Origin of the sequence: Companilactobacillus sp. RD055328 (assembly GCF_022835675.1) — a bacterium.
Classification (GTDB): domain Bacteria; phylum Bacillota; class Bacilli; order Lactobacillales; family Lactobacillaceae; genus BQUT01.
Genome location: NZ_BQUT01000005.1, coordinates 755,937 through 780,335, shown reverse-complemented (window position 1 = coordinate 780,335; position 24,399 = coordinate 755,937). Strand labels below are relative to the sequence as shown.

The following is a 24,399-nucleotide window of genomic DNA, read 5'->3' as shown; positions in this document are numbered from 1 at the left end:
ACGAAATCGTTTAGATTTCGTGTTTTTTTATTAATGTAAATAATTATTCGTCTGTTAGTGTTTCTCGAGGATCAAGTTTAGCAGCTCTTCTAGAAGGAGCTAGTGCTGCAAGCAATGAAATGATTACACTGACAAGAATACCAAAGATTGCATTTCCTGTTGTAATATCAATAATTGGCATCTTAAGAGCAGACATAGATATACTGTTAGCACCCATTTGTACAAGATAAGCAACTCCTACGGCTAAGATACTTGAGAATAATCCTAATAAGAAGGCTTCTGATATGAATAAGTTGCGGATATCTTTTCTTCTTGCACCAATAGCACGCAAGATACCAATTTCTTTAGTACGTTCAGAAACACTGATGTATAAGACAACGATAATCATGATTGCAGAAACCAATAGAGAAATCCCAGCAATTGCGGCTAACACGTTGAAGGCTAATTGTAGATAAGTATTTAGCGTATCAATAATTGCACCTACACCAGTAATTTGATAAGTCTTTACAGTCTTGCCTTTAGCATCTTTGTGTTCATAATTCTTGATTTTAGTTTGTACAGCTTTTACATCTTGAGTTTTATCAACATTAACAGTCACAAAGTTAGGCTGGATTTTTATTCCTTGATCAGTAAACATTGATTTCAAAGTATTGTAACTAATTGAACTTGTTCCTGATTTGATAATTCCAGAAACTGTCAATTCACGTTGAACTTGAACAGGTTGTTTATCAGCGTTAGTGGTTGTTAGAAATAGATTAACTTTTTTACCAATCATGCTCTTGTAGTCTTTTTTATTGAACTTTTTAGCTTGAGCTTTGGTAATTAATATTTCATTTTTACCAGGTTTTGTTCCTTGTTTAATATCGTTAGTTTTAATAGTCTTATTAAAAGTTTGGAAGAATTGTTCTTGAGCTGATTTGTCGTTGGCGACTAATTTAGCGCCTTGAACAAAGTAGCCTTCTTCAACACTATTTACGTTATCAATTTTTTTGAGAGTTTTTTCGTTTTTATCAGTAATGTTAATATCTGAAGGGTCGATATCAGCACCAGTTGGATCGCTTGATGTTACATTCTTCGTAACTTGAATAGCAGTTGGATTAACTGTTTTATTCATTTCGCTAGTAATATAACCAGTGACACCATTACCCAGACCGAGCATGAAGATAACCGAGAAAATACCAATCATTGAACCAAAAATAATTAATAAGTTACGACCTAAGTAATAACGCATATGATTAAGTGCCATTGAGAATGTATTACGGAAGCTTAAGTGAGTTACTTTTGCATCTGAAACTTTCTTCTCTACATCAGGAGCTTTATCACGCAATTGAGTATCAGAATCCACTTGACCATCAACAATATGAATAACTCGTGTACCATAGTTAGCAACTTTATCTGAATGAGTTACGGCAATTACAAGTTTTCCTTGTTTAGAAATATCATTTAAGATGTCTAATATTTCATCAGTGTTTTGTGAGTCTAGAGCTCCGGTAGGTTCATCAGCAATAATAATATCTGGATCGTTAGCAAGCGCACGGGCGATTGCTACACGTTGCTTTTGTCCACCTGATAGCTGACCGGGATGTTTTGACATATGTTCTTCAAGGCCTACTTGTTTAAGCAGATCTTGAGCTCGTTTTACACGTTTTGAGTGTGATAGGTTAGACATTTCTAGAGGAACCATCACATTTTGTAATATAGTTAGATGACTAATTAGGTGAAAACTTTGGAATATAAAACCAATAGTTTTGCTTCTATATGCATCAAGACCTTTTTCTGAACCACTTTTTACGGAAGTGTTATCTAATAAAACGTCACCTTCGTATTGTGAATCGAGACCACCAATAATGTTAAGTAGGGTGGTTTTTCCACCACCTGATTCTCCTAAAATTGATACGAATTCACCACGCTCAAAATTCACAGAGATATCTTTTAATACGGGAAATTCTTTTTTACCTAGGTAAAATGATTTTTTTATATTCTTTAATTGTAAGAAAGCCATTAATTTTTATCCTCCTATAAGGTATTTATCAGTTATAACACTTTTGAAGTGAATTGGCTAAATTATTTTTAATTATTTTTAATTATTTGAATAATATAAACGTAACACATACAGATAAAGCAATAACAGGAATATGCAATGGATGATAATTTCTGATAGAATTAAGGAGATAAATCTGACAAATAAAAGGTGATTCAATTGGATAATAAATATAAAATCACAGTGGTTATACCTGTTTTTAATGCCGCTGATTATTTAGAAAAAGCCTTAAGTTCATTTGAGAGACAAACATTCAAAGATTTCCAACTGATTCTAGTGGACGATAAATCGAGTGATAATAGTGTAGAGATTTGTGAAAGGTACATTGAAAACAATAAGAACTTCAAACTAGTTAAACATACAACTAACCAAGGCGTTTCAGCTGCAAGAAATACTGGAATTAAGTTAGCTAATAGTGAACTGATTACTTTTGCTGATTGTGATGATTGGGTGGAAGCTAATTATCTAGAATATTTTGTAGATACTTTTAATAAATATGACTTAGACTTGTCAGCTTGTGGGTTTATGATTGAAACAGAAAAATCATCAAAGCCTAAAGGTTTGATTAAAGAGTCTGGCAAACTAATTAAGCGAAATGAAATGCTACAGCGAATTATTAGTGTTAATGGCACTGTGATGGGATATACCTGGAACAAAGCATATAAATTAGATGTTATTCGTAATAATGAACTAACATTTGCTACTGATGTAGGATTGATGGAAGACGCTATTTTTAATGTTCAATATACTAGCGCTACAGATAGATTTTATTTTAGTTCAGATCCGTTGTATCATTATGTACAACGGAAAAATAGTGCTAGTCACGCATACTTTGACTTGAATAATATTAAAGATGTTGGAGTGGCAAATTTTCGAATTCATAAACAAATAATACAAAATATAGGGGATCAGATTGATCCTGAGATTAAGGATGTTGACGATGAAAAATGATGTTGAATTAATTTTAGAAAAACGAGGGTTTACTGTTAATACGCTAGCAAAAGCTATTGGAACAGATGAAACGATTATAAATGACATCATTAATGAACAAGATATAGATGAAAAGATAGCAGAAATAATTCAACCAAAAGTTTTTTGTTTAGCACATGGTTTCGGGTTTGAATCGCCAAAAGACCGTTTGGAAGAAGTTATTGAAGAATTGCAAACTAAATATGGGCTAACTAAAGAGCAGCTTTATTATTATGCTGATGTCGATGAAGTTGAATTCAAGAAATTCATGAACAATGAGCTAATCGACCGTGACAGCAAGGTAAGAATATACAGTTACATGGCATCTTTATATTACGTATTGAAATAAGATGGTGAATAAACGTGGATAAACTAATATTTAATCCAAAAGTAGCTAAGAATAAGCCTCGAGATGTCTCTGAAAGAAGAAATATAACTACTTGTCCTTTTTGTAATACGGAAGAATTAGTAGATATCATGAAGATAGATGGCTCAAAGATTTGGCTGATGAATAAATTTCGGACTTTAGAGAATACTTTTCAGACAGTGGTTATCGAATCTGATAAACATGATGGGGACTTTTCTAATTATTCCGATGATGAGGCTAACGATATTGTTGAGTTTGCTATCGATGCTTGGCAAGAAATGATCGATAGCAAAAAATATAAAAGTGTAGCAATGTTTAAAAATTTTGGTCCATACTCTGGTGGATCATTACACCATCCACATTTACAAATAGTGGGATTTGATAATATTGATTGTATGAAAAACATTGAGTCCTTTAACTTTGAAGGAACTAATGTTGTATCTGAAAAAGGTGTTTCAATGAATATTTCAGATAATCCCATCATGGGCTTTGTAGAACTGAATATTATTCTACATGACAAAGCAAAAATGACAACCTTTTCTAAGTGGATTAATAATGGAATATCATATTTTATTAATGACTATCAAAATGGTCGTTGTAATTCGTATAACTTATTCTTTTATCAGAATAAAAACGACATTGTTGCCAAAATTGTGCCCCGATATAATGATTCACCATACTTTGTTGGATATAAGATTCCACAAGTTAATTGTGATCAAAGAGTTATTGAATTAACTAAAGAATTACAGAATTATATAAATAAAAAGAGCTAAGCGTTCGCTTAGCTCTTTTTATATTCTTATATTCTATCTACAAGATCATATTCTATGACGCTGACGTCATCAGTATTCTTTTTAGTGGCATCTTTTTCGAAGTAAACTGAAAATGACTTATTATTTTTGGCATCTTTAGCGATAATTAGTGAAGATGCCAATGGGTCCTTAGCTTTGTATATTTGAGCACTACGCATAGCTTCCCCGAAATCGTGAGTATTAGCAATCTGATCACCTGGATTAAAGAACACTTTTTCTGACATATTATCACTCCCTAACTTATTTTCTTAATTATACTTCTTAGGGTGTATATAACACCAATATTTTGTATAATATAGATATTAATTTTGATTTGAGGTATCTATGGAAGAACTAGAGAAGTATTTAAAGGATAATGTTTTTGGTAAACCCCAATTAAAACCCGATGAAAAAAATAAATATCTTGGTAATTTTCAAGAACGTGTTGCAATAGCTTTAACTATGATTGAAGCTATTAACCCGGATAATAAGGCAATAGTAGACAAAGTAATGGCTGATCATCCGGATTACCACATGTATATAAATGGCGATATGGGACAATCAACGTTAGGTGTCTACATATCATTAGCAGCAGCTAGAGGATTCAAGTTTACAATTATAGCTAAAGAATCTGTAAGAGTTCAAAAAGACAATAATGATAACGAAATGGGATTGGTTATTGCTGATGAAAATTCACCAGTTGATAGACCGGTTGTTTTATAAGGAGAGAAGATTAGACAATGCCAACTAAAATGAAGTTAATGTCTTTAAATGGAAATTCTGAATTATCAAAGCGAATTGCTGAATATATGGGAATGCCTCTGTTAGATTGTACAATTAGTCATTTCTCAGATGGTGAAATCAGCATCAATTTGAATGAAAGTGTTCGAGGCTGCAATGTCTATTTACTAGATTCAGTCGCAGAACCTGTTAATACTAATTGGATGGAATTATTGATTGCTATCGACTGTTTGAAACGTGCAAGTGCAAATTCAGTCGCTGCGGTTCTTCCATATTTCTCATATACAAGAGCGGATCGCAAATCGCGTTCACGTGAACCAATTACGGCGAAGTTGTTTGCTAACTTAATTGAAATGACTGAAATTGATCGTGTAATCACGATGGATATGCATGCTGAACAAATCCAAGGATTCTTCGATATGCCTGTAGATCATTTGAAAGCAATGCCACTATTCGAAAGATATTTCCATGATAAGGAAGCTAACTCTGACGTAGTAGTAGTGGCTCCTAGTCATTCTTCAAGTAAAAGAGCTCGTGAATTAGCAGAAGTATTTGATTCACAAATCGCTATTATTGATCAACGTAAAGACTCAAAAACTAACGTGCCTGATATTGTTGGTAATGTTGAAGGTAAAGTATGTATCATTATGGATGATTTGATTGATACAGGAACACGTTTAATAAATACTGCACGTGCATTAAACGTTGCTGGTGCAAGTACAATATATGCCGCTGCCACTCACGCAATTTTCTCAGGAGATGCAGCTAAACGATTAAATGATTCTATTATTGAAGAGATTGTTGTAACTGACTCTGTTGTAGTTGATGATGACAAAGATTTTGATAAGTTAGTTAAATTATCAGTTGCACCAATGTTTGGTGATGCAATTAATTCAATTGAAAAATGTGAATCAACACATTATCTATTCACTATGAGAGATGATGTCGATATTGTTGAGTAAAAAAACAACTTCTTTAGAAGTTGTTTTTTTTAGAATTGATAGGAGGGTAGATGATATGAAACAAAATATTTTTTCTTTTTTCGGGAAGCTAACAAGAACGGCATTCTGGCTAACATTTTTGATTTATGTTCTGATTGTTATAGCTTTTCTTTGTGGGGTGTTTTTTAGTGGGATTAATGTAAAAAGTAATACATTTATTATTTCACATGTAATATTTATATTATTCATGAAATATCTGCTTTATGCGGCTGGGGCGAAACGAATAACTGATGCGGGATATCCTTGGTACTTAATCTTCCTTGGACTAATTCCGGTATTTGGAAATATAGCGGTTATCATTCTGTTCTGCCTACCGAGTTCAGATATTGTATTATCCAAATAAAAAAAAACCTGGGCATTTTGCCAGGTTTTTTATTTTGCAAATCGACTAAATATTCGACGTCCAAGTAACTCTCGAGTGATTTCAAAGATTGGATATGATCCAATTACAATGATTGCACTGTAGATAATCATGGACTTGTTAAGCGGACTAACTAAATTAAAGATATTACCGCTAAATATAAAGATTAATGCCATAAGAGTATATAAGATTACAAATATAGCAATTTTTAATCTGTTAATAGGGCGTCCAACAACATACAATGTAGCAAATTCTATAGAGCAAATTAGTAAGACAATTAAGGTTGATGAGTTGGAATGTGGCATATTCGTGAAGTGCGCAATAGTTGTAATAATCATGGTCCAGATAACAATGTTTATAGCAGCTGGTAGAGCTATTTCTAATACATTACGCATGAATTTTCCTGCCGGTGGTCGATAGTCTGGTTGTAAGGCAAGTAGGGAAGTTGGAATTCCAACTGTTAGCATATTAACAGGTGTCATTTGAGAAGGATGGAAGGGTAAATCAGTTTGCATAAAAATAAATATGATTGTTAATGCAACAGAATAAATAGTTTTAAGTAAATATAGTGAAGCAACACGTTCAATGTTATTAATTACACGACGGCCTTCATTTAAGACGAAAATCATGGAATCAAAATTCTTGTTCAACAATACGAAGTCGGCTGTTGACTCAGCAGCATCACTTCCGCCTGCAATTGCAATGCTACAATCAGCTTGTTTCATTGCTAAGATATCATTTACGCCGTCACCAGTCATTCCGACAGTAAGACCTTGCTCTTGCATTGCCATAATTAAGTATTTCTTTTGATCTGGTTTAACTCGACCGAAGACAGTATATTCTGTGACGAGTTGGTTATAATCAATATCTCCAGGGAATTTTGACAAATCAATGAAATGTTTTGCGTCTTTGATGTTGGCTTGTTGAGCTACGTTTGAAACAGTCAAGGGATTGTCTCCGGAAATTATTTTGAGAGTGATTCCTTGATTTGAAAGATAAGAGAAGGTTTCTTTAGCTTCTTTACGTACTTCGTCAACGATTAATAAGTAGCCTAACAGAGTATCATTCTTAGTTATTGAGATAACTCTTTTACCAGATTTAGCATGGTTATTGATTGCTTCAATGTCATTAGGATTAGGATCATCTAGCATGAATTCTAAAGCACCCATCAGGTATTTATTTCCTGATTCATCAATCAATCCGGAACTTTTCTTCTCTGAAGAAAACGGAATAGTGGTTTTATATGTTATTAAATCATAATCAGACTGATAGTTAGTGATAGCAGTAGCAGTTTGGTTGGTCTCTTTTGTGCCAATAACAATACTCTTAGCGATATTAATCAGCTCTTGTTTAGAAGAGTTATTTTTAGCAACAATATCAGTGATACTAAGGTTACCAGTTGTAATTGTTCCTGTTTTATCTAAACATAAGACATCAACACGTGCTAACGTTTCGATAGATGATAATGAACGCACTAAGACTTTTTTTCTAGTTAAGTTCAAGGCGCCAACACTTAAGGCAACGGTTGCTAATAAGACAAGTCCTTGAGGAATCATACCGATAACAAGACCTGACGTTCCTAATATAGCTTTGTTGTAGCTGTGATCTTGTAAGTAAGATGAAAAGAATAGTGCTAACCCTAAGGGAATTAGAGTATAGGTCAAGACTTTGATAATTGTGTTGATAGTTTTCATTAGAAAACTAATTTTATGTTTTTCTTGACGGACTTCTAACGACATTTTTGAAATAAAACTATTTGCTCCAACAGCAGTTAATTGAATTAAGGCATTACCACTAACGATAAAACTACCAGAAAGCACCTTGTCATTAGGTTTTTTTTCAATAGAATTAGATTCTCCAGTTAGCGAAGATTCATTGACTTCTAATCTATCAGTTTGGCGAACTATTCCGTCAGCTGGAATTTGATCACCACGACTTAGTTTAATTAGATCATCGAGGACTAAGTCTTCTTTTTTTACGTTAACAAATAAGCCATTCCGTAAGGTTGATATTTCATGTTCATTCACTAGACTGATACGATCAAGTGCACGTTTAGATTTTAGTTCTTGATAAGTACCAAATATCAGATTTACTATTACGGGCCCAAGGAAAAAAAGATTGTTAAAACTACCAGTGATAGAAATAAGAATCGCAATAGCCATATTGACAATATTAAAAATAGTGAATAGATTATCAAAAATTATTTGATAAGTAGTTCTTGTTAAATCATCAATAGTAATATTAGTTTGTTTATTCTTAACACGTTCAGTGACGTCATTATCGGTTAATCCATGATCTAAGTCAGTCCATAACATACACAAGTACCTCTAATTATTTATTCTAATATATCAGAGATTTATGATAGTTTTTTGAAATTTGATTGATTATAATAAAAATTAAACTATTAAGAGGAGATCGTGATGATATCGAGTGTGTTTTTTGATTTAGATGGAACAATTATTAATTCGCAAGAAGGAATTATCAAAGCCTTGCAATATATGTACGAAAAAGTTGGCATTTATCACGATGAAGCGACCCTTAAAACATTTATTGGCCCACCACTAGGTGATACATTTGCAAAGTATGATGGCGTTGACCCTAATGATCATGAAAAAATTCAAGATTGGATTAATATTTTTCGCGAATATTATGATGTCAAAGGATGGCAAGAAAACACTATATACTCAGGTGTTGAAGATATGTTGAAATCATTAAATCAACAAAATACTCCAATTTATATTGCTACTTCTAAGCCAGAACGAACAGCCAAAAGAATTTTGGCGGATTTGAAATTAGATGTTCATATTGATGATATATTTGGAGCTGCTGATATAGAAAGTGAACGCAATTCAAAAAAAGATGTAATAACGTATGGTTTAAATAATCTACCAAACCATATTGATAAGAAACAAATATCGATGGTTGGTGATCGTGAAAATGATATTGAAGGTGGTCATTATAATGACTTACGTGCAATAGGCGTTTTATATGGATATGGGAATTTAAAAGAGCTACAAGCGGCTAATTCTGATTGGATAGTGCAAAATCCTTTAGAAATTGCTGAAATTGTGGATAATGAAAATAAGTAAGTATGTTTACTTAAGGGAGGTTCAACTATGGACATAAAAATTACATTTGATTCAGAAGCAGCAGAAATTCTTAAAAATAAAAAAGCCGCAAATGAGGCTATTTTATTAGACTTAGATGACGGAGTAGGGATGTTTAGTAAAGTAGGCCAATGCTCATTGGATACTAGTTTCAGAATTCTATTAGTGGAAAAAGATATTGACTTCAAATCAGATTATTCAGTTGAAATCGATAGTAATATCGACCCAATTTATATTAAAGCAAGTTCAGATTATATCTTCACAGAAAATATAACTTTTAGAGTAAGACCTAATTCACAAACATTACAAATGAGTTCTTCAGCTGGATTAATTGATGGTACAGTAAATGTTGAACATATCAAAAAAGAAGAGGTTTAAACCTCTTCTTTTTTTGTTGCATCTTTTACTATTTCTTGTTGTAGGACTACTACAGTGAATTGATTAGGAAATGCATGATCGAATTCTGTAACTGTGAATTCAAGATTCTCAATAGTTACGACACTGCCATCTTTGGTTTCTGGATAGTTCTCCATAATGAAACCACCGATAGTAATAATATCTGATTCTTCGAATTCTTTGATGTCTACATCGAAATATCTTTCAATATCATACAAGGTAGTCTTACCTAAAACGTTGATTTGATTTTGTTCATCTTTATAAATATATTCATCAGAAGCATCATCGTTTTCATCGTACATTGGCCCGAATAATTCTTCATAAATATCATCATCAGTGATTAAACCACTAGTACCACCATATTCATCAACTACCATTACAAACGGCATTTGACGATGAATCATCTTTTTCAAGATGGTTTGGATAGGCATAGTTTCTGGTACGGTAATGATATTTTTTAATACACGACTAACAGAAATATTACCATCCACTTGGTTTTGACGAACTAGATCATAAGAATATACGTAACCTAAGATATTATCTTTGTCACCGTCAGCGACGACAGGAATTCTTGAGAATCCTTCTTGTAAATATTCTTTGACAGCTTCGGCAACGGTGGTGTTGATATCAATTGTGTATAAGCGAGTACGATCAACCATGACGTCTTTAGCAACTTTGTCATTGAATTGAAAAGCACGTTGCATATAATCGTAGTCTTCTTGATCTAATTCTCCACTATATACAGCAGTTTGTGATAATCGAAGGATTTCAGATTGAGAAAAAGATTGATCGTCGGTATTTGCCGGTTTGAAGCCCATCATTCTAACAATCCCAGTAGCTGAAATGTTTAATAACCATACGAATGGATAAAAGATTGTATGGAAAACATGAAGCGGTGTAACTACAAATAATGACATCTTTAAAGGCATATCAATCGAAATATTTTTAGGCACGATTTCTGTTAAAACAACTTCTAAATAAGTAAGAATAACAACACCAATGATTGAACCAACAGCGTGCATACTTGTACCACCGCGAACGTGAAGAATTCCCAAAATATCTACGAAGATAGTTTCAATAGTACTTTCACCAATCCAACCAATGATGATTCCGACAGCAGAAACACCAACTTGAGTCGTTGATAAATACTCGTTTAAATTATGTGTCATGTGAAGAATCCGGTTAAGTTTCTTTTTATTACCGGTTCCATTTTCAATAGCATCTTCAATTTGGCTTGGTCGAACTGTAACAAGTGCGAACTCGGCCGCGACAAAATAAAAGGCTAGAACAAATGTAATAAGAATAATTATTAAATTTGTTATTAATTGTGAATTTGCCAATTTAAGAATTTACCTCTTTATAATAGTAAGAATGGGATAATTATATCAAAAAAGTCGCAATTAACTTCCTTTTTCTATTAATTTATTAAAACCCCTATAATATAAGCACATTGTAGTATTCTTAAGTAGAAAAGACAATCTTAATAGTTATTGAATATATCATTAGTTTTTTTGTATAATTACTATGTATAGGGGGATTATTATGATAGCAGAGAATAGTTTATTAGATTTATTAACGCCGGCGCAAGCGGCCGAAGAATTGAATGTGAACGTAACTACCTTACGTAAGTATTCATTACTTGTTGAAAAAGTAACGGGAAATGAAGCTTTTTTTGCGCGGAAGAATAATAAGCGACGTAACTATACTCGTCAAAATATCCTCGATTTCAAAAAAATGTTAGAAATCAGTCAACGTGAAGCGATGACATTAGAATTGGCTGCTGCTGAAGTTTATGATGGACAACTACCTGATCAAGAAATCGCAGAAGTTGTAACTGAGGGAATGTCAGGTACAGAAAAGAAGCTAAATGAAAAAATAGCTAAACAAGCTAAAGAAATTATGCATTTAAGAAAACAATTAAAAGATAGTCAACAAGAAAATTACGCTTTAATAAGAGCACTTAAGAATTCTCAAGAAACACCGTTATTTGATTATGATCTTAAGGTCAATGAAAAAGCGATAGCACCAAAAACCATAAAAAATCCATCTCAGGCTACAGAAAATATGAATTCAATTCATCAAACTTCAGACATTTCTAATAAGACACAAGAAAATAAAGATAGTGATGATAAGTATGCTCAAGCTTTAGCAAGAGCAAAAGAGATAAGAGATCAGAAAAAACAATTAGAGCAAAAAGCTACTGTAGTAGAAGATACAACTAAAGAAAAAACAGAACAACAAAACTTGCGTACGCTTGCTAACATGCAGTTAACAGAGGGTAAAAAGAAGTGGTGGCAACGTTAAAAAGCTTGACCAATTTGGTCAAGCTTTTTAATTTATCCTAATTTTGGGCGCAAAAAAAAGACATTGGGGAAATGTCTTTTTTTTAGCATATCATATTCTGAGGGGAATAAATTAAAGGGAATTCTTGGGGGGAATTATTCCTTTAACCTATACACAGTATACTAAACTTAAAATATGAATTTTTTGTGAACAAAAATCATAGAAAATGAGAAGTTCTTCACAAACCTCAAATACTAGCGTAAATAAATTTTTTTAAGATCTTGAATTTCGTTTTTTGAAAGTCCAATTGCTTCGTTAAGATAGTTCTCCATTGAACCAGTTTCTGTAATTATCGTTTTTTTGGCAGTATCAAGATAGTCTTCTTGGACAGACATTAAAGCACGAACTGAAGAAATTGTTTGAGAAGAAACATTCTTTGCTTCTAATTCTTCAATTCGACTATCAACGTATGATTTAATTACGTCGTTTGTTAATAAATAATCTTGTTTAATAGTTGCTTGATCAACGCCTAATGCCCAAAGGAAGTAGACGGCAGCCATACCAGTGCGGTCTTTTCCGGCAGTACAGTGGAATAAAGCAACTTGATTATCTTCTGAATTATCTAATAGGTGATCAAAGAAAAGGCGATAAGCTTTTTTAGACTTATCATCAATAATGATGTCTTTATAAACTTTAATCATTTGCTTATATCCATCATCAAAAGCAAATCCAAATTGTTTTTCGATATCGTTAGATGACTTAGATGCTTGTGTTTCATCTTCTTTAAAAACAGGGTTAAAAATATATTCTACACCTGCAGGTACAAGGTCTGGTTCTTTGTTTTTTTCGGCAGTTGAACGAAAATCAATATCTTTTTTTAAGCCATAGTTGGCTAAGAATTCTTGGTCTTTTGGCGTCAATTCTGCCAAATTAGCAGAACGTAGAATTTTGTGGAACTTAATTTGTTGTCCTTCTTGTGTCTTGTAGCCTCCAAGTTCACGGAAGTTACGCCCAGCGTCTAAAAACGGATCTAGAATACGTTCGTTCATATAAAAACTCCATTCTAAGAAAAATGTATTATCTTTCATTATATCAAAATTTTTGCAGATAGATAATTTTGTGTTTTTTAGAAAAATTAATAGATTTACTCTTAGAATTCTTGCAATGTTAACCGCTAACATTTATTCTTAATGTGAGCCTAAAGTAGTGGAGGACAAACTTATGACACAAGATTACAAGAGAATCTTAGCACCAGTTGACGGATCGGAAGAATCTGAGAAAGCCTTTGATAAAGCTGTCAAAGTAGCTATGCTAAATGGTGCCCACTTAGATGTTTTGAATGTTTTAAATACTAAACAATTTGTGGGTATGTATGGTGGAATGCTTAGCGGTGATGTGGTTTATAAAATCTCAGAAGATGCTCAAGAATATTTAACAGAATTGCAAGAACGTGCATATAGTCAAGGTATGACTAAGGACAATCTTAGTGTTCATATTCGTTTTGGGGATCCTAAAACTGTTATTGCTTCAGAATTTCCTAAAGAATATAAAAATGATCTTATTATGATTGGTTCAACAGGGCTTAATGCGGTTGAAAGAATTCTTGTAGGATCAGTTTCAGAGTTTGTAACAAGAAATGCTACAACTGACGTTATTATTGTAAGAACAGACATAGATAATAAATAAAGTTTGATAATTATAAAATAAAAGACTAGTTAACCATTATTAATGGCAACTAGTCTTTTATTGTTTTATAAGGCCAACACGTTTCGAATTTGGTTGATTATAGTTTATAATGGTCAAATCGGGAGAAAAATTATGACCAATCGTTGTGAATGGGCTGAAGCATCAGACAATATGAGAGAATATCACGATAAAGAATGGGGAGTTATTGAACATGATGACCATTATTTATATGAAATGTTGATGTTAGAATTATTTCAATCTGGTTTAAGTTGGCAAACGATTCTTAATAAACGAGATAATTTCAGAAGTGCCTTTGATAATTTTGATATTGAGATAATTAAAGATTATAACGACAATAAGGTTTCTACTTTGATGCGAGATACGGGAATTATTCGGAACAAGCTAAAAATTAATGCTGCAATTGTTAATGCACGAATGATTTCTGATATGCATAAGAATAATCAAACTTTTGATAGTTTTGTATGGTCATTTACTAATAAAAAGAGAATAATGAATCATTATCAGACATCATCAGAAGTTCCAAGTTTTGATGAATTATCAACAGAAATAAGTAAAGCTATGAAAAAACGGGGATTCAAGTTTGTAGGGCCAACAACTATCTATTCGTTTTTACAAGCATCAGGAGTTATTAATGATCATATTGATAGCTGTGATTTCAAGTGAGGGTATGTTTTGAAAATAGATAAGAAGTATTATGGGATACTAATCGCGGGCTTAGCGGCCATTTTTTGGGGGTTATCAGACACGATGTCAGATGCCTTAATCAAATTGGAACATTTAGATTCGGACTTATTAGTAAGTTCAAAAATGTTATTTGCTGGGTTTGTGTTAATTGTATATTCATATTTTAAAAGTGGTAGAAAAAAAACTTTTGGAATTTTAACTAATAAAAAAGATGCAGCGCATTTACTAGTTTTCTTAATTTTTGGAATGATGTTAATGCAACTGGCATACTATAAAACAATGTCATATTCAGATGCACCAACGGCTACGATTTTACAATTCACATCTCCAATATTTGTGGTAATTTGGATTGCTATAGCAACCAAAACTTGGCCACGAAGAACTGACGTAATTGGACTTGCCTTCGCTTTACTAGGGACATTTCTAATTGTGACACAAGGTAATATTTCTTCAATTACGATTGGATCAAAAGCATTAGTATGGGGAATTGTAGCATCTGTAACTTCAGCATTATCAATTCTTTTACCTGGGAAATTATTAAAAAATTACGGTTCGATGATTGTTGTCGGCTGGGCAATGTTTTTTGGTGGATTAATCTTGAATGTGCAACATCCATTCTGGACAATGCCTAAACTTAGTCCATTAGGAATAATGATGTATATTTTTGTCTTTTTCTTTGGTACAGTTTTAGCATACTTTATGAATCTAGCCAGTTTGAGATATACTAAGGCTAGTACTGTTTCGTTAATGGATTCGTTTGAACCATTGGCGGCAACAGTAGCTTCGGTCGCTTTTATGCATCTTAATATTGGAATTGTTGAAATATTTGGTATGATTTTAATTATGGCAACCGCATTTATTATGGCATATGGAAGTTCGAAAGAAGAACCTTTATAATAACTAATTGAGGTGGAAAATATGAATTTTTCTGAAATAAGCAAATTTGCTTCAACTTTATATGATGAAACAGATGACATTGTACAAAAAAATAAAAAATTAGATACAAAAAAAGTATATAAGTTAATTGATGAAATATCGCTATTAAGACAACCAATAGCTGAATATTTTGATATGACTGAAAATGAATACTATCAAGAAGAATCAGATCATGGTTTAACATTACAAGATGAAAAACAAAAAATGAGTGATTTACGTGATCGTGTCTTATTGAACCATGTAGATGGATCACTAGTTAATGAAGAAATAAACTTCACTTATAATCATGAAACTCCTTATGACGATGATGGACAATATTTACCGGCTGAAGACTTACATTTAATAAGTTTCTCATTGCAAGTAATAGGAGCGGTATCATCTAATACAAGAATTGGTAATATCCGTAATATCTTGTCACGTGATGCTTTATTAAGTGTCGGCTTAGCTGCTCATGCAGTAGATGAATGGCAAAATAAATAAAAAACACTCCTCAGGGAGTGTTTTTTATTTATTATTTTTAATTTTTATAATGTTTTTAGTGAATAAGATTAGTGATTTTATCAATATTAAAACTATTTTTCAGAAAAAAGTGTTGTATTTTTCATTCAAATTTGTTTAAATCTTCCAGTAATGATTTTTTAGAGGTGGAAGCTATGGCGACAATTTATATGAAAAAGGCAACTGAGCAAGATTTGCCAAGAGTATTAGATATTATTGATTTAGCTAAAAAAACACTAAAAAAACGCGGAGTGGATCAATGGCAAAATGGATATCCAGATCCTGTTATTTTAGAACAAGATATTAAAGATGGAATCAATTATATTATGGTACTTGATGGTGAAATAGTAGGAACTGCAGCTCTTCAACAAGGTATCGAAGAAAATTATGAGACAATTAATGAAGGTAAGTGGGATGAGAATTCTAAGCCTGGATACACGGTGATTCATAGAATTGCTGTTGATCCTAATTACTCTGGACATAATTTATCAGATACAATGATTCATCACTTATTAACATTATCACGTGAACTTGGTTATACGGATGTAAGAATAGATACTCATTTTGAAAATATGGCTATGCAACATGTTATCGAAAAAAACGGGTTTATACATCGAGGAACTATCACGATGATGGAAGATGAAAACAGCGTTCCTAGAATTGCTTATCAAATGCTTATAGAATAAAAAAGTCGTCTACTTTTCAGACGACTTTTTTGATGTCTTAGTGGTATATTATAGATACTTAATTATTACAGGAGGTAGGGATGTTGTTTCGAGGATTAACCAATATTTTTAGAAGAGTTACTAGTGTGAAAAATGTTAAATTATTAGAAGAATATGCACCATCAATTCGAAGCAATATCGCCTACCGTGATTTTTTCAAAAATTATATTGATGATTTCAATCGTAATGTTGTAGAGCCTAATGTCAGTTATGGTTCTTTTACATTGGCGGTGATAACAGATACTCATGCTAAAGATATTAATAGCTCAAGCTTTTATGGAATTAATGGATTAGTACATACACAAGAACTTAATGTTTTTGATCAGAATTATAAAGTTGACCTAAAAGCTCATCTTGGTGATGCGATTGATGGCAGCGATAATCCAGAAAATAGTAAAACATTATTACGACTTATGGTTAAGAGTTTGAATAATTCTAAGTTACCTTTTGCGATGATTAAAGGTAATCATGATGATAACGACAAGTTTGATGAACATACTCTTAGTAAAAAAGCATCGTTTAACGAAGATACTTATCAAAATATCGTTGGCGGTTATCTTTATAATCAACCTCAAATTAAATATGAATCTGAAACAAGTGGTCTGTTTTATTTTGATAAGGGACCAGTTCGAACAATCTTTATTAATACGTCAGATGTTCCTTATAAGTTGCACAAGTTTGGTGTTAAGAAGTACGACGTAAAAAAAGTACGTGCTATTCGTCAAGCTCAAATAGTTGAATTAATCAGCATTTTAGAGAAGTCTGCGGGTAGAAAGATTATTATCTTTGGACATTCGCCTATTTTAAATGAAAAAGGCGAAAGCGGACTTACTTACAATGGAATTTCCTTACATGAATTGTTCGTCGCCTTTAATGAGAAACTTAAAGGCCATTTGGACAATCAAGAGGGTAATAAAGATTTCGTTTTAGATGCTGAGTTTGACTTTACCAACGTTAATAATGCTGAGATTTCAGCATATATATGTGGCCATAAACACGTTGAAAAAAGCTTCAAGTTTGATAATATTAATCATATATTGCTTAATTGCTCGGCGTTAATGGGCAAAAATCATGGATTAACTACTAATTACAACAAAAAATGGGATCGTAAAATAAATGATCCTAGTGAATTTGCTGGATATATTGTTGATATTAACTACCAAAGTAGTTTGTTAACAATACTCGGTTATGGAGCTGCCACTAAAATTAAACAGTTTGAAATTTAGAGTATATTAATAAGCTATATGTTTTATAATTACATTGGAAGATTAAAACAAAGGGCAAGACTTTTAAATTCGGAGGGATTGAACTATGGACAACGAAAACTTAGATGAATATGTTGTAGAACCATTGCAATATAGCAAAATATTAGTATGTATTGATGATGATGATTTCATTTCATCAAAAGCAGCTTTTAATTATGCTTGTACAATTTCAAAAACAATGAATGTTCCGTTAGGAATTATCTCGGTACTTGAAGTTGGAGATTTGAATATATTCCAATCATTATCGCCGCAGCTATTAGAGGAACGACGTGAACAAATCAAGGATGACTTGAATGTATATGTCCAAAAAGCTAAAGATTTTGGTGTTAGTGATGTTAAACCAATGGTATCTGAAGGTAATCCAGGACATGTGATTGTTGAAAAAGTAATTCCTAAGTACGATCCAGATCTTGTTATTATTGGATCAGAACGTTCAGAAAATCTCCATAGAAAACTAGGTTCACAAGCTGAGCATATCGTTAGATATTCACCAGTTACCGTATCAGTAGTTAGATAAAGTAAGGTCGTCAATTGACGGCTTTTTTTAGTTATGTGTTATTATTTCAATAATGAAATTAAGGAGTGTGTAGTATGAATAATTCAAAAATTATTAGTGGTGTGGGCGACACAACCGTTGGAGCAACAGCTTCTGCTAAAGATAATTTGTATCTATCAGTAAACGGTGAATGGCTCAAAACTGCTAAAATTCCTAGTGATAAAGCGCGCACCGGTGGTTTTTCAGATCTTGATTTAGAAGTTGAAAAGCAACTCATGCAAGATTTCGATGAGATGGCAAAAGATGAAAATAAAATTGATAACGATTTGATGAAAGAAACTATTAAGCTCTATCAAGTCGCAATGAATACTGAGAAACTAGATGCTGATGGTGCTAAACCATTGAATTCTAAACTGGCAACTATCAATAGTTTGAAGAATTTTTCAGATATTAATAATCAGTTACAAGAACTTGTAATGAGTGGAGTAGCATTGCCATTTACAATTGATGTTGATGCAGATATGAAAGATACTTCTACTAATGTTGTTTACATGTATGCACCTAGTTTGATTTTGCCGGATAAGACTTATTATGATAATAATCCTTCAGGTGATAAGTTGTTATCAACATACAGGGATGTTGTTATTAAAACATTGATTAAGGCCGGTTTTGATAAAACAACTGCGACTGAATTGAGTGACAACAATATTAAGTTCGATGCTAAGTTGGTACCACATGTTAAGAGTTCTGAAGAATGGGCAGATTATACTAAAGCCTATAACCCTATGGACTTTACTGAGTTTACTAACAAAATCAAAACCTTTGATTTGGATCAATTAATTACTAAATTAATAGATGCAACACCAGATAAAGCCATCGTAACAGAACCAAAGTATTATGAGGCTTTTGAACAAGTTATGAATGATAGTTTTGACGAACTAAAAGCTTGGATGACCGTTAAAGCTGTTATGTCAGCAGCATCGCTATTAAGTGAAGATATTCGCCAAACTGCTGGTGAATATAGTAAGGCACTTAGCGGTAGTGCCGAATTACCCGATCGTAAAAAAGCAGCTTTTCACAAAGCAAGTGGGATTTTTAGTGAAGTAGTTGGAGTTTACTACGGCGAGAAATATTTTGGACTTGAAGCTAAGAACGATGTCATCGCTATGATTAATAAAATGGTTGAAATCTACAAGCAAAGAATCAATGTTAATACTTGGTTAGGAACCGACACTAAGAAAAAAGCAATTGTTAAACTTGAAAAAATTGCTATCAAAGTAGGTTTCCCAGACAAAACAGATGCTATTTATAATAAATTCAAAATTGATACTGATGCCAGTTTATTTGAAAATATCGCGGCAATTTCTCGCATCACTCGTCAACATAATTTTGATAAATTTAAAAAACCTGTTGATCGTAATGAATGGGCAATGCCAGGACATATGGTTAATGCATGTTATGATCCATCAAGAAATGATATTACTTTCCCTGCAGCAATTTTAAAAGCACCTTTTTATAGTTTAGAACAATCAGCTAGTGAGAATTATGGTGGAATTGGTGCAGTAATCGCGCATGAAATTTCACATGCTTTTGATAACAATGGCTCTCAGTTTGACGAACTAGGGAATTTAAATAATTGGTGGACAAAAGAAGATTACTCAAAATTTGAAGACTTAACTAAAGCGATGATTAATGAATTTGACGACATTGATTTTGCTGGTGGCAAAGTTAATGGGACACTTGTTGTCAGTGAGAATGTAGCTGATGCTGGTGGTCTTAGCTGTGCTTTAGAAGCAGCAAAAACTCATGATGATGTTAATTTACAAGATTTCTTCAGCAACTGGGCTCGTGTTTGGCGTGTAAAATCTACTCAACAATTTGCAGAACTATTATTATCAACTGATGTACATGCTCCCGGACCAATGCGTGCTAACATTCATGCGCAAAATATGGATGATTTCTATTCTGCATTTTCTGTTACGGAAGATGATGGTATGTGGTTAGCTCCTGAGAAACGAGTAAATATTTGGTAAAAGTTACTGTATTATCACGAGACATTAAGAACATTCCTGTTCTAGAAGTTGTAGCTGAAGAACTTCGTAAAGAAAAAATTCCAATAGTTATTTTTTATCACGGATGGAAATCAAGCAAAGAGTTAGTTTTGACACAAGCACGAAAATTAGCGCAAAATAATTTACGCGTGATATTGCCTGATGCACAAAATCACGGAAAACGAAAACAGCCAATTTCAAGTATCCCTTCATTTACTTTTTGGAATAGTATTCAAGCTAACATTGCAGAGTTTGATACGATTGTAAATTTTTATGACAAGATAAAATTATTAGACAAGTCGCATATCGGCGTTGGCGGATACTCTATGGGTGGTATCACAACAAGCATGTTGTTGGTGCAACATCCAGAAATAACAGTGGGAGCTTGTATCATGGGATCCCCTGCGCCAAGTATCTATGCAAAGCGAGTTAGCGATTCAGCAAAAAAATACGGTCTAGATGTCCCGCAAGATTTAGAATTGATGACTAGTTGGATTGAACATTATGATTTGAACTTACAGCCAGATGCAATTAATGAAAGACCTTTCTTGCTGTGGCACGGTACTAATGATCAAAGAATCCCTTTTAGTGAGCCAAATGATTTTTATAATAAAATTAAAAATGAAGACTATGCTAAAAATGTTGAATTTTTGATAGGAGAGAATCAAGAGCACCTGGTTAATACAGAGCTAATGGATGTAATTGCTGATTTCTTTAAAGAAAACATATAAAAAAGACACCGTAAGGTGTCTTTTTTATTTATAAATTCTTGTGTTTATTAGTTCGAAAATTGAAAGGATGATTAAGCCAACGCCTGAAAGCCAAAAGAATAGATTAACAATATTCATAGGATTGAAGATAAAAATAAGTCCTAGTAAAAACATTAGAAGTGAATAAAGATAATCTAGCCAAGGAGTGACATTGACGAATTGACGATCTTCATTAGTGTCTCGGAATAAGTTGATAGCATTAATCACAAGAATAATTCCTAGAGTTACAGGTATTAATAAGATTATGAATTTAGCAATGAATAAAGTTAGAATAGAAAGAATAATACTACCGATTCCTAGCGCTAAGGCAATGCTATCAGTGTTAGAAATGCGGCGTAATTTTATGTTATCGGCAATTGCGATTAATCCAAAAAGGAATAAATAAGCACTAATGAAATAAATTATTATATTTAAGCTCTCACTTGGGGAGATAACGATAATTAGACCACTGGCAAATAAAAAGATAATTCTTAACCAGCGATATAAATGAAATTGTGTTGAAAATGGTCCCATATTTCTCCTCCTAAATAACCAAATAATTTTAACATAAAAACGATAAGCGTTGAATTATATCTAATTAGTTCGATTAATTAATTAATGTAAGGTAGAATGTATATAGTTAAATACGGGAGAGACAAGCGACATGGCTAAATCAAAATCATCAATACTTTCTGTACATTACACTGAACAAGTAGAAGCTATCAAGGGCGAATCAGTTGCTGATTTGTGTCATCCGGATAGTTTCGACGTAGATGTTGAAAGTGGAAAAAACAAATTTTCTATTAAGAGTCTAAGATTTTCATTACCTGATATTAAAGGTGTAGAAATCGACGGAATATTTGAAACAGAAGATACATATAACCAAACTATTTATACTATGATTCCTGAGATTAGTAATTTTTCTGTTGCCAAAATAGCTATCAATGGACGTCCGGTAAATGATGCGGAAACAATCCTAATTGATCAAGATATATTAGTGTTGCGTCGCGATATTGTGGTTAATGCACCAAAATTAAAAACTGATATAACAGAGATCAATCCTGATATAGATGACGAATTATCTGAAAATACTAATTCGGTTTGGCAAAATGAAAAAATTGAAGTTAGTTCATTATTTGCAAAAAAAGATCAAGATGCAATTCCAGTTTTTGACACTTTTGGTAATGAAAAACCTGATGATCATTTAGCTGCCGGCGAAGAATTCACAACATACATTAAGAGAACTAACAAACTAGAGAACGTTGAATACTATAAAGTTTTTAATAATCGATATGTAAGAGTCGATGATGTTGAGAGTGGCTTAGGACAAGTTGAAGAAGATGTTGCTTTACAAGCGATTTTGAAGCAAGCAGAATTAGAAAAAATAACTGACGAACAAGTCTTGCAAGATGATTTTGAAGAAGTGCCAGCCTTCAAGGGTAAATTCAGAAATGAAGACGTGCAGTTCTTCTATGATTTACATGGTGATGTTATCTCTGATGAGTCTCCAGTTTTAGGGCAAGAATATGTGTTTAATGGTGTATTACATGGTATTGTCGATTTCTTTCAAATTGCACCGGATAAATTCGTTTTGTCAACTGACGTTGAGTTAGTTGATAATGAAGACGAAAGTTCTGAACAAAACATTAAAGTTGAATCAATAGAAGATAATCAAGAATCAGAAGTAATTGACAATGATGTAGACTTAGATGGTTATGATGAAGAAATGGCTAAAACAGATGCTTATGCGGTGAAAAAAGCATTTCTCGTAGAAGAAACACGAGTTGTGAATGGAATTGTGCAAATTATCGGAGAAGATAGTGAGAAAATTAATGTTTTCAACTCATACAAAAAAGACCGTCGACTTGCAAAAGAAAAAGTCAAAGGTGGTACTTTCTGGTATACCAATGAATTGGGAACAGATATGAACGGAAATAATTTCTACAAAATTGCTGAAGATGCATGGGTTTCTGAAGACAAAGTCAAATATTTTAATAAATAATAAAAAGTACTCTTAGGAGTACTTTTTTGTTTTAGTAATATGCTTTTGTTAAGAAATGCAAAAATCTTTTTATATTAAGTGAGATACTGCTATTATTAGTAATAATAAATGATATGGGAGTACCATGATGTACGAAAAATTTATCGCAAATCAGCGACTACGAAGAAATACTGTTCTATTAACAACTATTTTTGTATTGTTTTTGTTCAGAGGAATGATGAACACTTTATTACTAACCTTTATTTTGACTTTTTTAATGGTTAAAATGGTTCGTCGCGTTCAAAAAATTATTAATATCAAGCCAATTTGGATTATAATTCCGGTCTATGTATTAATTATTTATTTAGTGTATCTAGCGGCAACATTGTATGTTCCACAACTGGCAACGCAAGTAGTTAAGATGTTCCAGTCATTAACGGAATTCTATAATGATCCGAGCTTACAAAAGAGTAAAATGTTCTCTTATGTTATGGAATGGGTTGATCAAGTTAACTTAGATGGACAAATTAAGATGGCGACTTCTCAAGCTCTTAAGTATATTGGGAATATCGGCGAAGTTGGAATGACAATTTTTATTTCCTTCATCTTGAGTTTCTTCTACTCATTTGATCTCGATAACATTGATCGTTTTGGCGATGCATTCTTAAAGAGCAGATATAGCTGGTTGTTCAAGGATCTAAAATTTTATGCTGATAAATTTGTAAATACTTTTGGTGTGGTTCTTGAAGCCCAACTATTCATTGCGTTCACAAATACGATAATTACTGGTATCACATTGGTATTTATGAATATGCCTAGTATATTGGCGCTATCAGTAATGGTGTTCTTGCTATCACTAATTCCAGTAGCGGGTGTTGTAATTTCCTTAGTTCCATTATCGATGGTGGCTTATTCAGTCGGTGGGATAAAAGACGTTATATATATAATTATAATGATTATTGTTATTCACGCTTTTGAAACATATTTCCTAAATCCTAAGTTCATGTCGAGCAAAACTCACTTACCAATGTTCTTTACGTTTGTTGTCTTAATAGTAGCCGAGAAGTTTATGGGAGCATGGGGATTAATAGTCGGAATTCCAATTTTTACTTTCCTATTAGATATACTTGATGTGAAGGTTAAGCCTCAAGATAAGAAATTGCCGATTAAGTTAAACCGAAAAAAGAAGTCGTCATAGTTTGATACTGATAGGCTTATTGTGTAAAATAGTACCTGTAATTTAAAAATGA

The 24,399-nt window shown here is 32.6% G+C and carries 26 protein-coding genes; 20 read left to right on the top strand and 6 right to left on the bottom strand.

The window, feature by feature from the left end:
• Positions 1-43: 43 nt before the first annotated feature.
• A complete protein-coding gene (locus RD055328_RS06130) occupies positions 44-2,002 on the bottom strand; it encodes an ABC transporter ATP-binding protein/permease (protein WP_244087912.1) in 1,959 nt (652 codons plus the stop codon).
• Between the two features lie 198 nt (positions 2,003-2,200).
• Here RD055328_RS06130 and RD055328_RS06125 point away from each other — a divergent pair, with 198 nt between their 5' ends.
• From RD055328_RS06125 to RD055328_RS06115, 3 genes are read left to right on the top strand one after another with little or no spacing between them, the layout of a single operon-like run.
• Complete coding sequence (locus tag RD055328_RS06125) at positions 2,201-2,992, top strand: glycosyltransferase family A protein (RefSeq protein WP_244087911.1); 792 nt, start codon at positions 2,201-2,203, stop codon at positions 2,990-2,992.
• Positions 2,982-3,359 carry an HTH domain-containing protein gene (locus tag RD055328_RS06120; RefSeq protein ID WP_244087910.1) on the top strand — a complete coding sequence of 126 codons (378 nt, stop codon included), beginning with the start codon at positions 2,982-2,984 and terminating at the stop codon, positions 3,357-3,359. The genes RD055328_RS06125 and RD055328_RS06120 overlap by 11 nt, the downstream gene beginning before the upstream one ends.
• A gap of 14 nt (positions 3,360-3,373) precedes the next feature.
• The gene (locus tag RD055328_RS06115; RefSeq protein ID WP_244087909.1) at positions 3,374-4,150 is read left to right on the top strand and encodes a DUF4931 domain-containing protein; all 777 of its coding nucleotides are present in this window, start codon (positions 3,374-3,376) and stop codon (positions 4,148-4,150) included.
• 26 nt (positions 4,151-4,176) lie between these two features.
• On the opposite strand, the gene RD055328_RS06110 is transcribed toward RD055328_RS06115, so the two are convergent.
• Entirely contained in the window at positions 4,177-4,413 is a 237-nt protein-coding gene (locus tag RD055328_RS06110; RefSeq protein ID WP_244087908.1) for a hypothetical protein, read from the bottom strand.
• Between the two features lie 100 nt (positions 4,414-4,513).
• Between RD055328_RS06110 and RD055328_RS06105 the strand changes: the two genes are divergently transcribed.
• The 3 genes from RD055328_RS06105 to RD055328_RS06095 are packed head-to-tail and all read left to right on the top strand — an operon-like array spanning position 4,514 to position 6,253.
• Positions 4,514-4,891: a YueI family protein gene (locus tag RD055328_RS06105; RefSeq protein ID WP_244087907.1), complete on the top strand. Its 378-nt coding sequence runs from the start codon at positions 4,514-4,516 to the stop codon at positions 4,889-4,891.
• 17 nt (positions 4,892-4,908) lie between these two features.
• Positions 4,909-5,871, top strand: coding sequence for a ribose-phosphate pyrophosphokinase (locus RD055328_RS06100; protein ID WP_244087906.1), 963 nt, complete (start codon positions 4,909-4,911; stop codon positions 5,869-5,871).
• A gap of 55 nt (positions 5,872-5,926) precedes the next feature.
• Positions 5,927-6,253 (top strand): DUF805 domain-containing protein, encoded by a 327-nt coding sequence (locus tag RD055328_RS06095; protein WP_244087905.1) that lies wholly within the window; start codon positions 5,927-5,929, stop codon positions 6,251-6,253.
• Positions 6,254-6,282: 29 nt separating this feature from the next.
• Here the strand turns inward: RD055328_RS06095 and RD055328_RS06090 are convergent, their stop codons facing one another.
• Positions 6,283-8,586, bottom strand: coding sequence for an HAD-IC family P-type ATPase (locus RD055328_RS06090; RefSeq protein ID WP_244087904.1), 2,304 nt, complete (start codon positions 8,584-8,586; stop codon positions 6,283-6,285).
• Between the two features lie 105 nt (positions 8,587-8,691).
• On the opposite strand from RD055328_RS06090, the gene RD055328_RS06085 reads away from it, so the two are divergent.
• Both RD055328_RS06085 and RD055328_RS06080 read left to right on the top strand, forming a co-directional pair.
• Entirely contained in the window at positions 8,692-9,360 is a 669-nt protein-coding gene (locus tag RD055328_RS06085; RefSeq protein WP_244087903.1) for an HAD-IA family hydrolase, read from the top strand.
• A 27-nt stretch (positions 9,361-9,387) separates the two neighbouring features.
• Positions 9,388-9,756, top strand: coding sequence for an iron-sulfur cluster biosynthesis family protein (locus tag RD055328_RS06080; protein ID WP_244087902.1), 369 nt, complete (start codon positions 9,388-9,390; stop codon positions 9,754-9,756).
• Here the strand turns inward: RD055328_RS06080 and RD055328_RS06075 are convergent.
• Complete coding sequence (locus RD055328_RS06075; protein ID WP_244087901.1) at positions 9,753-11,114, bottom strand: hemolysin family protein; 1,362 nt, start codon at positions 11,112-11,114, stop codon at positions 9,753-9,755. The genes RD055328_RS06080 and RD055328_RS06075 overlap by 4 nt on opposite strands.
• A 202-nt stretch (positions 11,115-11,316) precedes the next feature.
• Here RD055328_RS06075 and RD055328_RS06070 point away from each other — a divergent pair, with 202 nt between their 5' ends.
• Positions 11,317-12,078 carry a hypothetical protein gene (locus RD055328_RS06070; protein ID WP_244087900.1) on the top strand — a complete coding sequence of 254 codons (762 nt, stop codon included), beginning with the start codon at positions 11,317-11,319 and terminating at the stop codon, positions 12,076-12,078.
• Between the two features lie 233 nt (positions 12,079-12,311).
• Here RD055328_RS06070 and RD055328_RS06065 read toward each other — a convergent pair whose 3' ends face one another.
• Positions 12,312-13,106, bottom strand: a complete 795-nt coding sequence (locus RD055328_RS06065) for a tyrosine-protein phosphatase (RefSeq protein ID WP_244087899.1) — start codon at positions 13,104-13,106, stop codon at positions 12,312-12,314.
• A gap of 172 nt (positions 13,107-13,278) precedes the next feature.
• Here RD055328_RS06065 and RD055328_RS06060 point away from each other — a divergent pair, with 172 nt between their 5' ends.
• The 9 genes from RD055328_RS06060 to RD055328_RS06020 all read left to right on the top strand — a co-directional run bounded on the left by RD055328_RS06060 (position 13,279) and on the right by RD055328_RS06020 (position 21,150).
• On the top strand, positions 13,279-13,743 hold the full coding sequence (locus RD055328_RS06060; protein WP_244087898.1) for a universal stress protein: 465 nt from the start codon (positions 13,279-13,281) through the stop codon (positions 13,741-13,743).
• 132 nt (positions 13,744-13,875) lie between these two features.
• On the top strand, positions 13,876-14,427 hold the full coding sequence (locus tag RD055328_RS06055; protein ID WP_244087897.1) for a DNA-3-methyladenine glycosylase I: 552 nt from the start codon (positions 13,876-13,878) through the stop codon (positions 14,425-14,427).
• Positions 14,428-14,436: 9 nt separating this feature from the next.
• Positions 14,437-15,345, top strand: coding sequence for a DMT family transporter (locus tag RD055328_RS06050; RefSeq protein ID WP_244087896.1), 909 nt, complete (start codon positions 14,437-14,439; stop codon positions 15,343-15,345).
• A gap of 21 nt (positions 15,346-15,366) precedes the next feature.
• Positions 15,367-15,864 (top strand): hypothetical protein, encoded by a 498-nt coding sequence (locus RD055328_RS06045; protein ID WP_244087895.1) that lies wholly within the window; start codon positions 15,367-15,369, stop codon positions 15,862-15,864.
• 173 nt (positions 15,865-16,037) lie between these two features.
• Positions 16,038-16,568 carry a GNAT family N-acetyltransferase gene (locus tag RD055328_RS06040; RefSeq protein WP_244087894.1) on the top strand — a complete coding sequence of 177 codons (531 nt, stop codon included), beginning with the start codon at positions 16,038-16,040 and terminating at the stop codon, positions 16,566-16,568.
• 80 nt (positions 16,569-16,648) lie between these two features.
• Positions 16,649-17,833, top strand: coding sequence for a metallophosphoesterase (locus RD055328_RS06035; RefSeq protein WP_244087893.1), 1,185 nt, complete (start codon positions 16,649-16,651; stop codon positions 17,831-17,833).
• Positions 17,834-17,918: 85 nt separating this feature from the next.
• Positions 17,919-18,389 carry a universal stress protein gene (locus RD055328_RS06030; RefSeq protein ID WP_244087892.1) on the top strand — a complete coding sequence of 157 codons (471 nt, stop codon included), beginning with the start codon at positions 17,919-17,921 and terminating at the stop codon, positions 18,387-18,389.
• A gap of 74 nt (positions 18,390-18,463) precedes the next feature.
• Positions 18,464-20,401, top strand: coding sequence for a M13 family metallopeptidase (locus tag RD055328_RS06025; RefSeq protein WP_244087891.1), 1,938 nt, complete (start codon positions 18,464-18,466; stop codon positions 20,399-20,401).
• A complete protein-coding gene (locus RD055328_RS06020) occupies positions 20,395-21,150 on the top strand; it encodes an alpha/beta fold hydrolase (protein ID WP_244087890.1) in 756 nt (251 codons plus the stop codon). The genes RD055328_RS06025 and RD055328_RS06020 overlap by 7 nt, the downstream gene beginning before the upstream one ends.
• A gap of 24 nt (positions 21,151-21,174) precedes the next feature.
• Here RD055328_RS06020 and RD055328_RS06015 read toward each other — a convergent pair whose 3' ends face one another.
• Complete coding sequence (locus RD055328_RS06015) at positions 21,175-21,702, bottom strand: DUF308 domain-containing protein (RefSeq protein ID WP_244087889.1); 528 nt, start codon at positions 21,700-21,702, stop codon at positions 21,175-21,177.
• Positions 21,703-21,832: 130 nt separating this feature from the next.
• Here RD055328_RS06015 and RD055328_RS06010 point away from each other — a divergent pair, with 130 nt between their 5' ends.
• Both RD055328_RS06010 and RD055328_RS06005 read left to right on the top strand, forming a co-directional pair.
• The gene (locus RD055328_RS06010; protein WP_244087888.1) at positions 21,833-23,170 is read left to right on the top strand and encodes an SLAP domain-containing protein; all 1,338 of its coding nucleotides are present in this window, start codon (positions 21,833-21,835) and stop codon (positions 23,168-23,170) included.
• Positions 23,171-23,297: 127 nt separating this feature from the next.
• The gene (locus RD055328_RS06005) at positions 23,298-24,347 is read left to right on the top strand and encodes an AI-2E family transporter (RefSeq protein WP_244087887.1); all 1,050 of its coding nucleotides are present in this window, start codon (positions 23,298-23,300) and stop codon (positions 24,345-24,347) included.
• Positions 24,348-24,399: the final 52 nt, after the last annotated feature.